Genomic DNA, 14,736 nt, shown 5'->3' with positions numbered 1-14,736 from the left:
TAGGAATTAAATTTTGCAGCGAAGCGGCAAATTTTACTTCGCAATTAAAATTATTACGCAAACCATACCTTGTAAATTCCAAAATTTCATCATCATAAAATTTTAAAATTCCAAGGCTGTATTGCGAATTTATTATTTTATAAAACGGAGCGAAAAGCGAAATTTTGAGTAAATCGCACTCAAAAATTTCACGAATTCTCGCGCAAACTGGCTCGAAATTTCACCCTGTCTACTCTACGTATCCGATAAATTCGCCATCGAAAGTATGCCTAACGTCGCCGCGAAAGTAAATTTTACCTCCATCTCCTAAGCGCAAATTTAGCATTTCGCCGCTTGCAGGTATCACGCGGATGTGGGGAGCTAGCCCTATATTTTCGACGCCTGCGATGAAGCATGCTGCCATCCCCGTACCGCATGCGAGAGTTTCTGCCTCTACGCCGCGCTCAAAGGTGCGCACTTTTAAAATTTTGCTTGCGAGGCGGCTTTGAACTAACGCATAATTAACGTTAGCGTTATACTTTTCGCGCAGATCACGGGCTAGCGCGGCATTGAACTCATTTAAATCGCTAACAAAAGTTACCAAGTGCGGCACTCCTGTGTTATAAAAATACCACGTTAGCCCTGCCTCCTCAAAGCTTTCGCCAAGGCGTTTAGGACGAGTTAACATTACCTCGACGTTAGCTACTAACGCGTGAGCGTTAGGACGCAGATTGAAAATCTCGCCGAAGCTTACATTGCGTAGCTCGCCGCGCATGCTCTCGCTCAAATTTCCGCCGAAAATACCGAAAATTTCGCCGCTAATTACGCCTGCGCCACTTAGGAATTTCATACTCTGCGCGGCCAAAAAATTCTCATACGCATACATGCATACCGCGCGCGAGCCATTGCCGCACATATCGGCGCTACTGCCGTCGCTATTGTAAAATTCCCACTCAAAGTTTATCCCCTCGATACCGTTAAATTTCGGTAGCACGACGATGAGCCCGTCGGCGCCTACTCCATCGCGCCTATCGCATAGCTCACGCGCTAGCTTGGATCTATCCGCCTTAACCGAATCCGTAAATATTACGAAATCATTTCCGCTCGCATTATATTTTGAAATTTTCATAATCTACCTCGCAAATTTTTAAAATTACTAACGCTCACTAACGCTTTATTAAAATTTTACTTCTATCTAAATTTAAGTGCATCGCTTATTTATAGGCTTTACTAAGGCTCAATTTACTAACGCATTTTCTTTCGTGAGCCCATTTTGTTATGCGTTTTTCGCGCTTGATGTTAGAACCTACCTTATAGCCTTTAAATGCTCGCAAGCATCAAATCTTCCGAGCTTGCAAGCCTTTTCATAAAGCTCGCGCGCCCTCTTTTTATCTTTCGCTACGCCCCAGCCCTTTTCGTATTGATACGCTAAATTTGAGCAGGCTAGCGGCTCATCGCTTTTCTCGCACGCCTCGCTAAAATACTTCGCAGCAAGCGCGTGATCCTTTTGCCCGCCGTCGCCCTTAAAATACGTAACGCCTAAATTTACGCACGAATCCGCGTGTCCTTGCTCGCAAGCCCTCGTAAAAAATGTCCTAGCCCTGTCCGCGTCTTTTTTCACGCCGTCGCCAAGAACGTAGCTAAGCCCTAGGTTATGGCACGCCTCTACCTGCCCCATCTTACAAGCCTTGATTAAAAGCTCGATCGCCTTTTTCACGTCGGGATAGACGCCGAGCCCCTTTTTATAGTTGTATGCAAGGCTCGCGCACCCCTCGCTGCTGTTTTTCTTGCAAGCATCGCTAAAAAGCTCATTCGCCCTCTTGCGATCCTGCGCCACCCCCTGCCCGTCGTTGTAGAGCAGCCCCAAATAGACGCAGCCCTTCTGCTCGCCGAGCTTGCACGCCCTGTCGTAATAGCGCGCGGCCTGCTTGAAGCTTCTATTTGAGTCGTATGCATAGCCCAAATTTGCGCAGTCTAGCGCGTTTTCCTCGCCGCCGGCGTCGCAGTTGCGCTGCAGCTCATTTATCACGCGGCCTAGCTTTTTACAATCCATCTCGCTCCCCGCGGCGCAACCCTTCCTTAGATCGTCGATCTCCGCCGTAGCGCCCGTCGCAAACAACGCAGAGAGCAAAACCGCTCGCGCCGTAAATTTCAACCGCTCTTTAAGCGGTGTGCTTTTAAAATTTTGAAATTTAGCGCCCTTTTGGGCGCGGCTACCGACCATCATCGTCTTCTCCTTTATTTTTAGTCTCATCTTAATTCGCGTAGAAATTTTACGAGCTCTCGCGTAAAGGGCTAAATTTTATCTTTTAGCTCTTTTAAAAATCTCTCCACCGCAGCCTTAAGCGCGGCAAGATCTCTGCTATTATCTATCACAAAGTCCGCCATGTCGCGCTTTTGCTCTATGTCCGTTTGCAGTTCCACGCGGTGCGTTGCAGCGGCGCGATCCAGCCCGTTTCGCTTCATCACGCGCAAAATTAGCGTATCTTTAGGCGCATAAACGACCGCTACTTTATCAAAAAACTCATACCTCTTGCCCTCAAAAAATAGCGGAATATCAACGAAATAAAGCTTTCCTTTCGCCTCCAAAGCCTGCGCCTGCGATAAAATTTCAGCCGTTATCTTCGGATGCAGTAGAGCTTCTAGCTTTGCCAATTCCGCAGGGTTTTTAAATACCAGTTCACCTAGTTTTTTGCGGTCCACAAAAGCGCAAGAATCGGTCAAATTTTCCTCATCTCTGCTATCGTCAAATTCCACATGCGAACTCAAATTTCTAGCCTGTGCGTCTTTTTGCATGACGTATTGCGTTCCGAAAATTTCAGCTACCTGCGCGGCGCAGCGATCAATGACGAAGTGTGAGATCTTATCAGCGTCGATTATCTCAAATCCGCGATCACGAAGCAGCTCGCAAACCGCACTCTTGCCGCTACCAATACTGCCTGTGATGACGACTGCGTGTTTAAATTTCAAGGTGAGCCTTTATAGCATTTTTATTCGATTTTAGCTAAAATCTGCGAAATTATACCATCTTGGAGGATAAAATTTGATAAGCTACAAAGACGCGGGCGTCAATATAGACGCGGGAAATGACTTCGTAAACGCAATAAAACCGTTCGTAAAAGCGACGCAAACTCCGCACGTTTTAGGCGGTATCGGATCGTTTTCGGGTGCGGTAAGGCTGCCTGCTGGCTACAAAAAGCCCGCGATCCTAGGCGCTACCGACGGCGTGGGTACAAAGCTGCGACTCGCGATCGACGCGCGCAAATTTGACGGCGTCGGCCAGGACCTCGTCGCGATGTGCGTGAACGACCTCATCTGTAACTTCGCCGAGCCGCTATTTTTCCTCGACTACTACGCGACGGCAAAGCTCGAGATCGCGGATGCCAAAGAGGTCGTAAAAAGCATAGCCGAGGGCTGCAAGCTCGCGCGTTGCGCGCTTATCGGCGGCGAAACGGCTGAGATGCCCTCGATGTATGAAAAGGGCGACTTCGACCTTGCAGGCTTTGCCGTGGGTATCGCCGAAGAGGACGAGATCGACCGCTCTAAATTTGTCCGCGAAGGCGACGTACTCATCGCGCTTCCTAGCAGCGGCTTGCACTCAAACGGCTTCTCGCTCGCGCGCAAAGTAATCGCCGAGCTAGGGCTAAAATTTGACGAGAAAATCGGCGGTCGCGCGCTCATCGACGTGCTTTTAGAGCCGACCAGGATTTACGTCGGCGACTTTTTAAATTTAAAAGACAAGATCCAAGCGCTCGCACATATCACGGGCGGTGGCATAGTAGAAAACCTGCCGCGAGTATTTCCGGAGGGGCTTGGCGCAAAGATTGATCGCGCCGCAATTCGCACGCCTGAGATATTTAAAATCATCGCGCAAAAAGTGGAGTCCGCAGAGATGATGAGGACGTTTAATATGGGCATAGGCATGATCGTCGTAGCGCCGAAGCAAAACGCGGACTTCGTACTAGCAAATACCGACGGCTACGTCATCGGCGAGGTCGTAAAAGGCGGGGGCGCACAGCTCGTGTAAATTTGAAGCGGTAAAATTTGCCGTTTTTTGCCAAAGCAGAATTTATGTTTAGACTAAATTTTAAAGCAGGTATTGCGATCGCCTCCAAAAACAGCGCCGAGAATTATTATATGATAGGCCTTGCGGACGACAGGTACGACTATAAAAACTATCTGCTTTTCCAAAGACCGATCAAGCTCGGGCGATACGAGGACGCAGACGCGCCGCACAACGGCTTATACGCAGAGTGCAATGGCGACGTATGCTATAACGGCTGCAAGGCAGTGAAAATCACTAGCGAGCTTATCGTTTTTGAAGTCCAAGATAGCGTCATCACCGTTGATATCAGCGGAGTCAAAATTCCCAAACGCTTCATGCAGTATTGTAAAGAAATTTTCGGCGATCTGCTCAGCATCGAGGGGTAAATTTAAATGTGCCTAACGGCACGCAAAAGCAAATTTCGCAATCACAAATATAAAGCCGAAATTAAAATTTAACGAGCGAATTTTAAATAGCACGAGACAAGAGCGTTTAAGCAAAGCCATTAAACGCGATAAAACTTCGCGCCGGAGTAAAATTTATTGCGAGATTTGCGCATCAAATTCGGTGCAAGTATTATGTGGCAAAATTTACCCTTCCAAACATAGCTAAATTTAACGCTCTATCTGCAGCTGCCCGCGCTTTAAATTTAGACGCGCCGCTTGTCGCCCCTGCCCTCTTACAGCAAGCCTCGCGGACTTAAGAGATGCAAATGATCATCTAGCTATCCGCGCAGCCGCTTGTTTTTTTTTTAGAAAGGGCGATCACTAGTGCGTCCACACTGCCGTCTGCCTCTTTCAATAAATGGCGATCGCTCGCCCTTTCTGTTTAAAATTTTATCTATGCACTAGCGCCTTATTTTGCAAAATCTAAAATTTTAGCGATATTTTTGCGGCTGTAGAGCTCCGCCATATTCCATGCTTTGGCGTTTGTCGCAGCTACGTCTATGACCTCGTCTAGCACCTTGCCTTCGATACCGAGCTGTGCCAAGCTAGTCGGCGTGCCGATCTTATCAAACCACGCCTTAAGCGCCAGGGTGCCTTCATCCGCGCTTTTAAGGCCGAAAATCTCAAGCGCGAAACGCTCAAACGCGCTTAAATTCCTATCCTTATACCACCTCATCCACGCAGGCATTACCACGCTAAGACCGGCTCCATGCGCGCAGTCCACGACCGCGCTCATCGCGTGCTCTATCATATGGTTTGGATAGCCGAAGCCGCCCACGCCCACGTAGGTTAGTCCGTTTAGCGCCATCGTAGCAGCCCATGCAAACTCGGCGCGCGCATCGTAATCGCTCGGATCTGCAAGCAGAATTTCGGTCGTGCGGATGACGGTTTTGATGTTGGCTTCGATATAGGCTCGAACGATGTCCGGATGGATGCTAGCGGTAAAATACCCCTCGATGCTGTGGGCGACGATGTCGCTCGCGCTATATACGAGATACTCGCGGCTGACGGTTGCTTGCAGCTGCGGGTTTATGACCGAGGCTTTCGGGTATAGACACGGCGCGCTGATCGGGTATTTTTGCTTGGTCTGCTCCTTGGTTACCACGCCGCCGCAGTTCATCTCTGAGCCCGTCGCGGCGAGGGTGATGATATCAAAAATTTTAAGCGCGACGCTCGGGCTTTTGCCGGTAAAAAAATCCCACACGTCGCCCTCGTAACAGGCGCCCGCGGCTACGGCTTTCGCCGAGTCCAGCACGCTTCCGCCGCCGACAGCGAGCACGCTATCGGCGCCAAATTCTTTGGCGAGCTTGATTGCTTCGTTTACCTTGCTTAGCACGGGATTTGATTTTATGCCGCCAAGCTGCGCAAATTCTATACCGTTTGCCTTTAAGCTGCTCTCCACCACGTCCATCAGCCCGCTCTTTCGCACGCGTTCGCTACCGTATAGCACGAGAGCCTTTTTCGCACCCGCTTCCTTCATGTACTGCCCGATATGCTTTTCTTTATCCTTGCCGAATTCTATCCTCACGGAGTTGCAAAAACTAAAATCTGTCATCTTCTCTCCTTTAAATAAAGTTGACTAAATTATAGCCTTTTTTAAAATTTTGCGGTAGCACGATGGTCCAAATTCCTTGCCTAATCGTGCAAATTTAAGTATAACCCGAGTAAATTTAAAGGAGAGCATGAACGAAGTAGATAAAATTTAAAAGACGCCGCAAAGATCGCAGATCAGCTATATCCCGCCTACGGACACGTTCAGACGCCTATAGAGGCGCTCAGCTTTTACCGTCAAAGCGAGCCCTCGGACTTCATCGCGACGATCTATGAGCCTAGCGTATACTTGTGCCTGCGCGGCGGTAAAATGGTGGAATTTAGCGGCAAACAGTATCGCTACGATACGCAAAAATTCCTACTTTGCGCAAGCGACCTGCCGCTTTTGGGGCGAGTAGAGCACTGTCCGTTTCTATCGGTAAGCATTAAATTTCAAAGCGAGGATATTCTTGAGGCACTCAAGGAGATAGAAGGGCAAAGCCACGCGGGCAGACTTCCGTAGTTCGTGTAATTTGCGGCGCCGTTTTTCCCCGCGTCTTGCTCTAAATATCGAGCGAAATTTTGCTCTCCGATATGATCTACGGCGCAGATTTTGCGTGAGTCTAAAATTTGTGTCTCGCACTCCGCCGCTGTTTTACTCGCGCTCGCAGTACCGCTTTACTCGCATCGCATGCTGCTACGCAAAACAAGAAAGCGGATATTTCGCGGCGCTTTTGTCCGTGAGTGCGGCGAGGAAAAGAGCGATAAATTCCTCAAAGTTTTGCGCGATGACCAGGGCATCCTCATAGATCGGTTCCGCGCCGAATACGATCTTGCCCGCGTCTGCGCCCTTCGTGAGGATGCCCGCGAAGCAGCGTTCGCCCCTGACCGAAAACAAAAACGGCAAGCACCCGCTCCAAAACGCGCTCACGGCGGCTCTTTCCGCATCGTTAGCCGCGCACTCCAGGCTGTCTTTTTCAAAATCTCCGTAGTGAAATTCCGCCTCGTCTGCGCCTGACGACGCATAATCCCTGGCGGATACGAACCAAACGGCGTCCGCAGCGTCATGCAAAGTCTCAAAAGAGCAAACGAAGCGGTAAAAATCTTCGCTTAAATTTTTAAATCTGCCGCCCAAAAATTCGCTTTGCGGCGGGCAAATTTCATCCCTGCTCCGTATCTGCCAGCCGTTTTGCGCCAGCGCGTCTATAAGTTCGTCAAAAACCATCTCGCCTCCCGTAATTTGGCGCCGATTATAGCATCTTACTCGGCGCAGCGGTTAAATGCGGCTAAATTTATAAAATTTTGCCTGTCCGCCGCGCATAAAAAGAGAAATTTTGCGCGAAATTTTATAAATTCGGCTAAAAATAAAATGACGTTTCCAAATCGCCGCTAAATTTAGGCTCGGCAGAAGGCGTAAGCCGCAGATGAAAAACGGGCGTATCACTTAAAATAGGCGTATCGTCGCAGGAGGCGGGCGAGCAGCTAAAATTTGCGCTTCGGTATCCGCCTAAAATTTCCAAGCGGTACCGACCGCGCTTTAGCTTAAAGCTTAGGCTGTTTTGCTCGCTAATGCGGCTCATATCTTTAAAATAGCCGATGCCTGCGATCTTTAGCATGCCTGATGAGTGAAAAATCCAGCCGCGAGAGATGATTTTCACTCCGTTTTGATTAAAAATTTCCTCATCCGCCTCGCCCGCAGTAACCGAAAAATCGTAATAATCGCTGCGAACGCCCAATATCGGCACCGCAATGCCCTCTCTTGTGACCGCGCCCCCGTGCTCGGTCTGCGTAAAATAAGCAAGAACGTCCTCGTTCGCAAGCCCGTGCTCATCCAGATAGCGCGCTAGCAGCGCGAGGACCCTTTATCACGAAGCCGCCCAGCTCGGAGAAAATTCGCCTTTTCATTCGCGCCTTTCTTTGATCGCCGTGCGCGTCGTACGCAGAAATTTTACCGTCCATTTGCCCTCTTTATATTTGTTTTCGCAGCGCCGATGAAATTTTATCACAGTGCCCGCAGCAGGCTAAATTTTATCTCTGCGATCGCGCCGAGAATGAAATTTAAAGCCTATTTTGCGCTCAAATTTACAGCCCGCGGTTTTTGCCGTCCATGCCTTGGCATCTGTCTACGAGCCAGCGCCCGTCCTTGCGCACGAGCAGGAAGCGGCGCGCAAAGCCGTGTTCGTCCTTGGCGTAGATGTAAATTTTATTTTTGCTCTCGCATTCGGCGTCCGTTAGCTCGTACCCGCCGTAGGTGCCGCCCTCCATCATCGAAAACGAAATGCCCTCGGGGCGGAAGCCGCTGCGCCTAACGGGCGTGCAGTAGCGCGCAAAGAGCTCGTCGCATCTGCGCTGCACCTCGCCGTCGTCCGCATCATCAATTCGCGATGTGGCAAATTTCTCCCACTCGCTCATCGCCGCGAAAAATTCTAAAAGCACACTCCGCGCCGCCGCCAGGTCATCTGGATCAAGCTTCTTTTTACTCTTTGCGGCGTCTCTTTGCGCCTGCTCGAATTCCGCAATCTGCTCCTTGCTAAAGCGCCCGCCGTCTAGATAAAACTGGATTTTGGTATCCGCCGCGGCTAGCAGCCCCGCAAAGCTCACGCGCGAATTGACCAGGCGCAGCGATTTTAGCTTCGGGATTTGCACGATCGCTTTTAGCCCCTCGTCCGTGATGCTGACGTTTTCGATACCGATGTGCTCGAGCTTAGCGTGTTCCGCAAAGTATCTAAACCCCTCGCCGCTTATCTTATCGCTATCTTGTAAAAACAGATACGCAAGCTTCGGCAGCGTGGCTAGATGCTGCAGCGCCGCATCCGTAATCGCTGTGCCTATAAAGCCCATATTTACGAGGCTTTTTACCTCGCAGATGCGGCGCACCATCTCATCGCTTAGCGCTACGTTTTCGTAGTGATGGCCTTTGCAGTAGCGCTCGCTAACCGCGTCCAAAGCCTCCTGCATCGTGATCTGCCTCATCATCTGTCCTTTAAATTTGATTTTAAAATTTTAGTGAAATTTTACGATCTGCGCAAGGCGCTTAAATTTACGCGCGGATTTGCACGCGCAGCGCGATTAAATTTTACGGCAATAGCGCGGTTGAAATATACTTTCGTCGTTGAAATTCGGCACAGAATTTCGGCAAGACTTTTTAAATTGAGCTCGCCGCGCAAAGCGCGCGAGCGGAAAAGGTGCTTTTGTGATTAAATTTTACGCATTATTTTTCGCGATGCCGCTTCTCTTCGATGCCGCTTTGTCCTTGTCTGCGTGCTAGCTCGTCAAGCAGGGCATCCGGGTGGATATTGTGCGCCCCAAGTGCGAGCAGAAGGTGAAATAAAAGATCCGCCCCCTCGTAAATCACGTCGTATCGCGGCTCTCCCGCTCTGTGCTCGCCGAAGCCCTCACGCGCGACGTCTGCGTAAAGCTCGCTGCGCGAGAGGTCCTTGCACGCCAGCGCGAACTCGCACGCCTCCTCGGCGATCTTTTTGAGATAGGCGTTTTCGCCCTTCGCGTAGAGCGAGGCGACGTAGGAGAGCGCGGACTCGCCGTTTAGCTTGCGATCTAAGCAGACGTGATAAATTTCGTCCAAAATGCCGCATGGGCTTTTTTCTGTGGAGTTTTTGAGCATAGAATTTTGCGCGGCGGCGTCTAAATTTTGAGTGCTGCGCTCTGCGGCGGAATTTATGAACGCGGAATTCGTCGCGGCGGGGCTTTGCATTGCGGAATTTTGCTCACCGCAGGAATCGGTAGAATTTTTGGGCGTTAAATTCTGCAAGCCGTCGCAGGAAGCGGAATTCTGCTCTGTGCGAGAATTAGCGAAATTTTTCTGCATGAGAGAGGTTGCAGAGCCGTGCTCTGCAAAATTTATCGCGCCGCAAGCACTCGAGCCCCCCACATTTTCGCCGCATTTTTGCAGCGAAATCTCTTTGAAAAAGCAGCTTCGCGAGCCCGTATGGCAGGCGGATCCGCCGCACTGCTCGACTTTAAGTAGCAGCGCGTCGTTGTCGCAGTCCAAAAAGGCGGATTTTACGAGCTGAACGTGACCGCTGCTCTCACCTTTTTTCCAGATGCGCCCCTTGCTGCGCGAGAAGTAGTGCGCGTAGCCCGTTTGCAGCGTCAGGCTTAGCGCCTCTTCGTTCATATACGCGAGCATCAAAACCGCGCCATCGCCCGCATCTTGCACGATCGCGGGGAGCAGCCCGCCTAATTTTTGCCAATCTACCTTCATCTTTGATCCTTAGTTTGCGAAGTCGCGCGCCTTAAATTTAGCCGCCGCACGCGGAATTTGAGTTATGAATTTACGAAGCGGCGCGCCTCGTAAATTTAAAGGACAAGCCTAGCGGCTAAATTTAAGCGACCGCTAGGTTTAAGCTGCGACGGGCGCGAGTTCTGCTCGTCACGAGCTTTCGCGCTAGCTGTTAAGTTTAGCTCGCAAAATCGAGAGTTAAGCTTATGCGCCCAGAGCAATTCGCTATTAAATTTAGTTCGCGAAATCGGGGCGCATAACCGCCTGAAATTTTAATTTTCCCGCTCGATGGCGCTTTGCTTCGCCTTATCTTTCGTATCGACCCAGATATTAGGCACCGCGCCGCCCGGCGTTAGGAAAATTTTTGCGTCGCTGTTTTCGCGCAACGCCTCGTTAAATTTAGCTTGCGTCTCGATCTGCTTGAGGCTTAAAAGATTTGCATCGAGGCTCTTTGCGACCTCTTTGTTGGCGTAAGCTTGCGCGTCAGCTTCGATCTTAGCGGCATCGGCGCGACCTTGAGCTTCGATTTTGACGGCGTCGGCGTTACCTTTGGCAAGAGCCGCCTTTTTAAGCGCTTCTTGGTTTGCGCGCTCGACCTCGTATTTGGTGCGCTCGGCCTCCTGCTTGGCGATCTGCACGCTCTCGATCTGCTCCTTTACCTTCGCCGGCAGGATGATCTCTCTAAGCTGCACAGCTAGCAGATCTACGGGCGAATTCGGCAGTGCTTCGATATTTTTGCGGATGCCGTCGTCGATCGCTTTAGCGATCTCGTCGCGTTTAGTAGGCAGCTCCTCGGCGGCATAGTTGCCGATGACGCTGCGCACGACGTCCTTTACGCGCGGATCGATGATCTTATCCTCCCACAAAAAGCCCCACTCAGCGATCGTGTTGGGCGCCGTGGCTTCATTGAGCCTGTATTGTACGGTGATGTCGATGCTGACGGGCAAATTTCGCGAGTCTAGCACCGAAAGCGAGTTTTTACTAATGATACCGCCAGCGGTGCCGCTTTTAGTAGCGATACCCGCGCTCATATCTTCGCTGCTAGTGTAGTTTATGATACGCGTGCGAGTATCTACGACGAATACGTCCTGTATGAACGGCACGAAAAAGTGAAGTCCCGCGCCAAGAGGCGTCGGATCGTATTTGCCTAAATTTGACTTGATCCCCACTTCGCCGGATTGGATCGTGACGAAGGGTTTTGAGATCACGAGCAGCGCTATTATCGCGATTATCGCGTAAATCACGCCGCTAAACTTGCCCATTCCTCCAAAATTAGGAATTTTAAAATTTAAATTCCCGCCTTTTTTGTCGCCATTTTTCTTATTAAAATAATCATTTAAATCCGCAGGCATGCGTGTCCTTATTTAACATATGTGAGCCAGTGCTCAAATTTTGGGTCTTTGCCCGTGACGACGGCGAAATAGGCCTTTTGCAAGCGGCTCGTGATCTCGTCCATCTCGCCCTTGCCGATGATCCTGCCGTCGATGTTGCTAATCGGCGTGACCTCCGCGGCGGTACCGGTAAAAAACGCCTCGTCCGCGGCATAGAGCTGATCGCGAGCGATGCGCTCTCTGCGGACTTCGTAGCCCAGGCTGCGCGCGATTTCTATGACTGAATTTTGAGTGATGCTCTCTAGGCTGGTGTCGTTCGGCGGAGTGATAATGACGCCTTCTTTTACGATAAATAGGCACTCGCCCGGACCCTCCGCGACGAAGCCCTGCGGATCGAGTAGTATCGCCTCATCGTATCCCGCATCGACCGCCTCAAAATTTGCCATCTGCGAGTTGAAATAATTCGCGCTCGCCTTGGCTTTTGCCATCATCGAAAATTGCGCAGGCTTTATCCACGATGAAATTTTGGCTTTGATGCCCTTGCGTAGCGCCTCTTCGCCCATATACGCGCCCCATTGCCACGCTGCGACGATGACGTTTACCGAGCAGTCCTTGGACGAAACGCCCATTGAGCCGTAGCCGAAATACGCTAGCGGGCGGATATAGACGGTCTGATCGAAGCGGTTTTTTGCGACGACGTCGATCTGGGCCTGACGAAGCTGCTCGAAGCTAAACGGAAGCTTGATTAGACAGAGTTTTGCCGAAATTTCAAACCTGCGAGTGTGCTCGTCTAGGCGAAAAATCGCGTAGCCTTTGTCGGTCTTATAGGCGCGTACGCCCTCAAATACGGCATTTCCGTAGTGCAAAGAGTGCGTCAAAACGTGAGTAGTAGCTTCCGCCCATGGGATTAGTTTGCCGTCTTTCCAGATGAGTTCGGCCTCTTGAATTTGTGCCATTTTTTGATCCTTTTGTTTAAAATTTAATCTGCGATTTTAGCTAAAACAATATTAATTTCTAAGAAATTTAAAAGCGGTTGAAATTTGATGCGATTTTAAGACGCACAACGAATCGTGAGTTCAAATTTAGCTCGCAACTCGGTGCAGATGGCATTAAAATTCCACGAACGAAAGCCCGATGCCGATCTTATTGACGCTGCGTTTGTAGTCCGCTAGGCTCTCGCCGTAGCCGTTAAAGTAGCGTAGATAGCCGTAAAATCCGCTATTAAAGATCGGAAAGCTGTAGTTCAGCTCGATCGCGCCGCGGTTACTGCCGTCAAAATGTAGATTATTTCGCCATAGAGCGCTAAGTCGCTGCTTGCCGAAGGTGTATGACGCGCGCAGATCGCCGTAGCCCATATAATCCGCGATGTCCTCATTCGTGCGGTCCAGCCAAAACGCATACCAGGCTCTGGGGGTGATCGAAAATCCGTCCGTACTCCACGTGCTTTGCGCGTAGAGCCTATTCCATGAGCGCGATTCCTCGCCGCCCTTGCCGTTTGACTCGTGCATGGCGCCTATCTTTAGCTCGTCCGCAAACGGCACCGGCGCGCTAACGTAGAGCTCGGGGCGATAGTTGCTCTCGCGGAAAGGCGCGCTATCCTGCGTGATCTGCCACCAGGAATTTTGCGCGTAAGCGAATGAAATTTTCTCTCCAAGCCCCAGCGCGTCGTAGGCAATCGGCCGCTCGAAGCTAAACTCAAAATGCAGCTCATCCGCCTTGCGATCGGGCTTTTTGCTAAAATCGTGGGTAAAGAGCATATAGATCGGCTCGTAGTATTTAAGCCCTAAAAATCCAAAATTTCGGTCATTTTGCTCGCTTTGCGGCGCGGAATCCAACGCAGTGGAATTCTGCGAGAGCGAGGCGGAATTTGATGATTTTAAATTTGACGCGGAGTCTGACGCAGCCGAGTTTGCGTCTGCGAAATTTGACGAAGTGGAATTTGGCGCGGCGGAATTTTGTGCGAAAGAATTTTGCGACTCAGCAGAGCTTAAAACGGCGGTATCATCGTGCGAAGCGCGGTTTTCTGCGGACGAGGTAGAATTTTTTGCTGAATTTCGGCGCGACTTTTCGCCGCTTTCCGCTAGACTTGCCGCGGCGATCTTTTTGTAATAGATCATCGCGTTTTTGTAATCGCCCTTGGCCTCGTACTCGCTAGCCTTTGCGTATAGCTCGGAGAGATCTTGCGCGGCTAGGCTTATGGCGCAAAGCGCGAACGCTAAAGCTTTAAATTTCATCTACGCCCTTTAAATCGTTTTGATAATTTATATTTAAAAACTGCTCTTTGTTTTTGAAATTTAGCACTTTGGAATTTGCAGATCCGATGAGCGCGCCGATCTTATGCTCTTTCGCGCGGTAGAGCTCAAGCGCGCGCGGAGCGAGATCCGCATCAAAAAATCCGCACAGGCTGTGTCTATGCGCTTCGTCGCCCGCCACGCAAATTTGCCCCTCCTGCTCGCTAAGAGCGCGAATGGTGGAAATTTCTACAAATGGCATATCGGCGGGGATGATAAAAATGCGCTCGCCGCTAAATGGCTTCAGCGCCGAATACAGCGCGCCCATCGGCGAAAATTCCTCAAATTCGTCGTATATCATAGGAAGCGGCGGGTTAAATTTAGAGCTTTTGGCGCAGGCGAAAACCCGCTCAAACTCGCGGCTTAGGCGCGAGAAAAGAAAGTGCGTCATGCTGGGATGCCCGCGGAATGGAAACAGCGTTTTGTCGCTGCCGAAACGCGAGCTTTTGCCGCCGCAGAGAATGACGCAGGTTTTCATCGAAATTTCACCGGCTTTCATCGATCTTTATCGCGGCGAAATTTTAAATTTGAAAGTAAAATTTGAAAGAAGCGCGGGCATATCAGTCTTTTTGCATATATTTGGCTTTGCCAAGGGCGTTGTTTGCGATGAACTGATAAAGGCTCGGCGCCTGAAGCTTGGCTAGTTCTGGATATTTGGCTTTAAGCGTCTTCCAGATATCGTAGACTCGCATGCCGCTTGCGTAAAGCTTCATAATCTCGCTAAAATGCGGATCGTAAAGGCTCGGCTTTTTATACAGCGAGAGTTTGCGGTCGGTATCCAGCACTGCATTTGCCTCGATAAAAGCCGCTAAATCGCGCTCGCTTACTTTAGCAAAATCCTTTTCGTAATGAGCTTTCATATATTTTAAAATTT

At 50.2% G+C, this 14,736-nt stretch carries 17 protein-coding genes and 1 pseudogene; 3 read left to right on the top strand and 15 right to left on the bottom strand.

From position 1 onward, the window contains the following. Nucleotides 1-229: 229 nt before the first annotated feature. The 3 genes from dapF to coaE all read right to left on the bottom strand — a co-directional run bounded on the left by dapF (nt 230) and on the right by coaE (nt 2,949). The gene (gene dapF / locus Q0460_RS02115; protein WP_299084281.1) at nt 230-1,108 is read right to left on the bottom strand and encodes a diaminopimelate epimerase; all 879 of its coding nucleotides are present in this window, start codon (nt 1,106-1,108) and stop codon (nt 230-232) included. Between the two features lie 177 nt (nt 1,109-1,285). Further along, nucleotides 1,286-2,206, bottom strand: a complete 921-nt coding sequence (locus Q0460_RS02110; protein ID WP_299084278.1) for a tetratricopeptide repeat protein — start codon at nt 2,204-2,206, stop codon at nt 1,286-1,288. A 68-nt stretch (nt 2,207-2,274) separates the two neighbouring features. Then, on the bottom strand, nt 2,275-2,949 hold the full coding sequence (gene coaE / locus Q0460_RS02105) for a dephospho-CoA kinase (protein WP_299084275.1): 675 nt from the start codon (nt 2,947-2,949) through the stop codon (nt 2,275-2,277). Nucleotides 2,950-3,022: 73 nt separating this feature from the next. On the opposite strand from coaE, the gene purM reads away from it, so the two are divergent. Next, nucleotides 3,023-4,006, top strand: coding sequence for a phosphoribosylformylglycinamidine cyclo-ligase (gene purM, locus Q0460_RS02100; RefSeq protein WP_299084272.1), 984 nt, complete (start codon nt 3,023-3,025; stop codon nt 4,004-4,006). Between the two features lie 44 nt (nt 4,007-4,050). After that, entirely contained in the window at nt 4,051-4,410 is a 360-nt protein-coding gene (locus Q0460_RS02095; RefSeq protein WP_299084269.1) for an Imm10 family immunity protein, read from the top strand. A gap of 469 nt (nt 4,411-4,879) precedes the next feature. Here Q0460_RS02095 and Q0460_RS02090 read toward each other — a convergent pair whose 3' ends face one another. Beyond that, a complete protein-coding gene (locus Q0460_RS02090; RefSeq protein WP_299084266.1) occupies nt 4,880-6,025 on the bottom strand; it encodes an iron-containing alcohol dehydrogenase in 1,146 nt (381 codons plus the stop codon). Nucleotides 6,026-6,190: 165 nt separating this feature from the next. On the opposite strand from Q0460_RS02090, the gene Q0460_RS02085 reads away from it, so the two are divergent. Further along, the gene (locus Q0460_RS02085; protein WP_367178649.1) at nt 6,191-6,523 is read left to right on the top strand and encodes an AraC family transcriptional regulator; all 333 of its coding nucleotides are present in this window, start codon (nt 6,191-6,193) and stop codon (nt 6,521-6,523) included. A 174-nt stretch (nt 6,524-6,697) separates the two neighbouring features. Here Q0460_RS02085 and Q0460_RS02080 read toward each other — a convergent pair whose 3' ends face one another. From Q0460_RS02080 to Q0460_RS02030, 11 genes and pseudogenes are all read right to left on the bottom strand, one after another. Continuing rightward, the gene (locus tag Q0460_RS02080; RefSeq protein ID WP_299084263.1) at nt 6,698-7,225 is read right to left on the bottom strand and encodes a hypothetical protein; all 528 of its coding nucleotides are present in this window, start codon (nt 7,223-7,225) and stop codon (nt 6,698-6,700) included. Nucleotides 7,226-7,358: 133 nt separating this feature from the next. Beyond that, nucleotides 7,359-7,745: a hypothetical protein gene (locus Q0460_RS02075; protein ID WP_299084260.1), complete on the bottom strand. Its 387-nt coding sequence runs from the start codon at nt 7,743-7,745 to the stop codon at nt 7,359-7,361. Between the two features lie 82 nt (nt 7,746-7,827). After that, on the bottom strand, nt 7,828-7,959 hold the full coding sequence (locus Q0460_RS02070) for a hypothetical protein (protein ID WP_299084257.1): 132 nt from the start codon (nt 7,957-7,959) through the stop codon (nt 7,828-7,830). A 123-nt stretch (nt 7,960-8,082) separates the two neighbouring features. Then, nucleotides 8,083-8,973, bottom strand: a complete 891-nt coding sequence (locus tag Q0460_RS02065; protein WP_299084254.1) for an NTF2 fold immunity protein — start codon at nt 8,971-8,973, stop codon at nt 8,083-8,085. A gap of 238 nt (nt 8,974-9,211) precedes the next feature. Beyond that, complete coding sequence (locus Q0460_RS02060) at nt 9,212-9,622, bottom strand: phosphoribosyl-ATP diphosphatase (protein ID WP_299084614.1); 411 nt, start codon at nt 9,620-9,622, stop codon at nt 9,212-9,214. A 282-nt stretch (nt 9,623-9,904) separates the two neighbouring features. Next, nucleotides 9,905-10,222, bottom strand: a pseudogene (gene hisI / locus Q0460_RS02055) (phosphoribosyl-AMP cyclohydrolase); the annotation flags it as partial. Between the two features lie 290 nt (nt 10,223-10,512). Further along, nucleotides 10,513-11,592 (bottom strand): SPFH domain-containing protein, encoded by a 1,080-nt coding sequence (locus tag Q0460_RS02050; protein ID WP_291938638.1) that lies wholly within the window; start codon nt 11,590-11,592, stop codon nt 10,513-10,515. 8 nt (nt 11,593-11,600) lie between these two features. Continuing rightward, entirely contained in the window at nt 11,601-12,527 is a 927-nt protein-coding gene (locus tag Q0460_RS02045) for a branched-chain amino acid transaminase (protein ID WP_299084250.1), read from the bottom strand. 153 nt (nt 12,528-12,680) lie between these two features. Continuing rightward, a complete protein-coding gene (locus tag Q0460_RS02040; protein ID WP_299084247.1) occupies nt 12,681-13,805 on the bottom strand; it encodes a phospholipase A in 1,125 nt (374 codons plus the stop codon). Then, on the bottom strand, nt 13,795-14,361 hold the full coding sequence (locus Q0460_RS02035; protein ID WP_299084244.1) for a molybdenum cofactor guanylyltransferase: 567 nt from the start codon (nt 14,359-14,361) through the stop codon (nt 13,795-13,797). The genes Q0460_RS02040 and Q0460_RS02035 overlap by 11 nt, the downstream gene beginning before the upstream one ends. Nucleotides 14,362-14,422: 61 nt before the next feature. Next, nucleotides 14,423-14,736 (bottom strand): hypothetical protein (locus tag Q0460_RS02030; protein WP_299084241.1); only part of this gene is annotated, 314 nt, incomplete at its 5' end.

The organism is uncultured Campylobacter sp. (assembly GCF_937980635.1).
Lineage (GTDB): Bacteria > Campylobacterota > Campylobacteria > Campylobacterales > Campylobacteraceae > Campylobacter_B.
This window is presented reverse-complemented; position numbering and strand designations above follow the sequence as displayed.

Coding starts and splice junctions, on each gene's coding strand:
- dapF (WP_299084281.1), bottom strand. CDS start 1,108: ATGAAAATTTCAAAATATAATGCGAGCGGAAATGATTTCGTAATATTT.
- Q0460_RS02110 (WP_299084278.1), bottom strand. CDS start 2,206: ATGATGGTCGGTAGCCGCGCCCAAAAGGGCGCTAAATTTCAAAATTTT.
- Q0460_RS02095 (WP_299084269.1), top strand. CDS start 4,051: ATGTTTAGACTAAATTTTAAAGCAGGTATTGCGATCGCCTCCAAAAAC.
- Q0460_RS02090 (WP_299084266.1), bottom strand. CDS start 6,025: ATGACAGATTTTAGTTTTTGCAACTCCGTGAGGATAGAATTCGGCAAG.
- Q0460_RS02080 (WP_299084263.1), bottom strand. CDS start 7,225: ATGGTTTTTGACGAACTTATAGACGCGCTGGCGCAAAACGGCTGGCAG.
- Q0460_RS02070 (WP_299084257.1), bottom strand. CDS start 7,959: ATGGACGGTAAAATTTCTGCGTACGACGCGCACGGCGATCAAAGAAAG.
- Q0460_RS02065 (WP_299084254.1), bottom strand. CDS start 8,973: ATGAGGCAGATCACGATGCAGGAGGCTTTGGACGCGGTTAGCGAGCGC.
- Q0460_RS02060 (WP_299084614.1), bottom strand. CDS start 9,622: ATGCTCAAAAACTCCACAGAAAAAAGCCCATGCGGCATTTTGGACGAA.
- Q0460_RS02050 (WP_291938638.1), bottom strand. CDS start 11,592: ATGCCTGCGGATTTAAATGATTATTTTAATAAGAAAAATGGCGACAAA.
- Q0460_RS02045 (WP_299084250.1), bottom strand. CDS start 12,527: ATGGCACAAATTCAAGAGGCCGAACTCATCTGGAAAGACGGCAAACTA.
- Q0460_RS02040 (WP_299084247.1), bottom strand. CDS start 13,805: ATGAAATTTAAAGCTTTAGCGTTCGCGCTTTGCGCCATAAGCCTAGCC.
- Q0460_RS02035 (WP_299084244.1), bottom strand. CDS start 14,361: ATGAAAGCCGGTGAAATTTCGATGAAAACCTGCGTCATTCTCTGCGGC.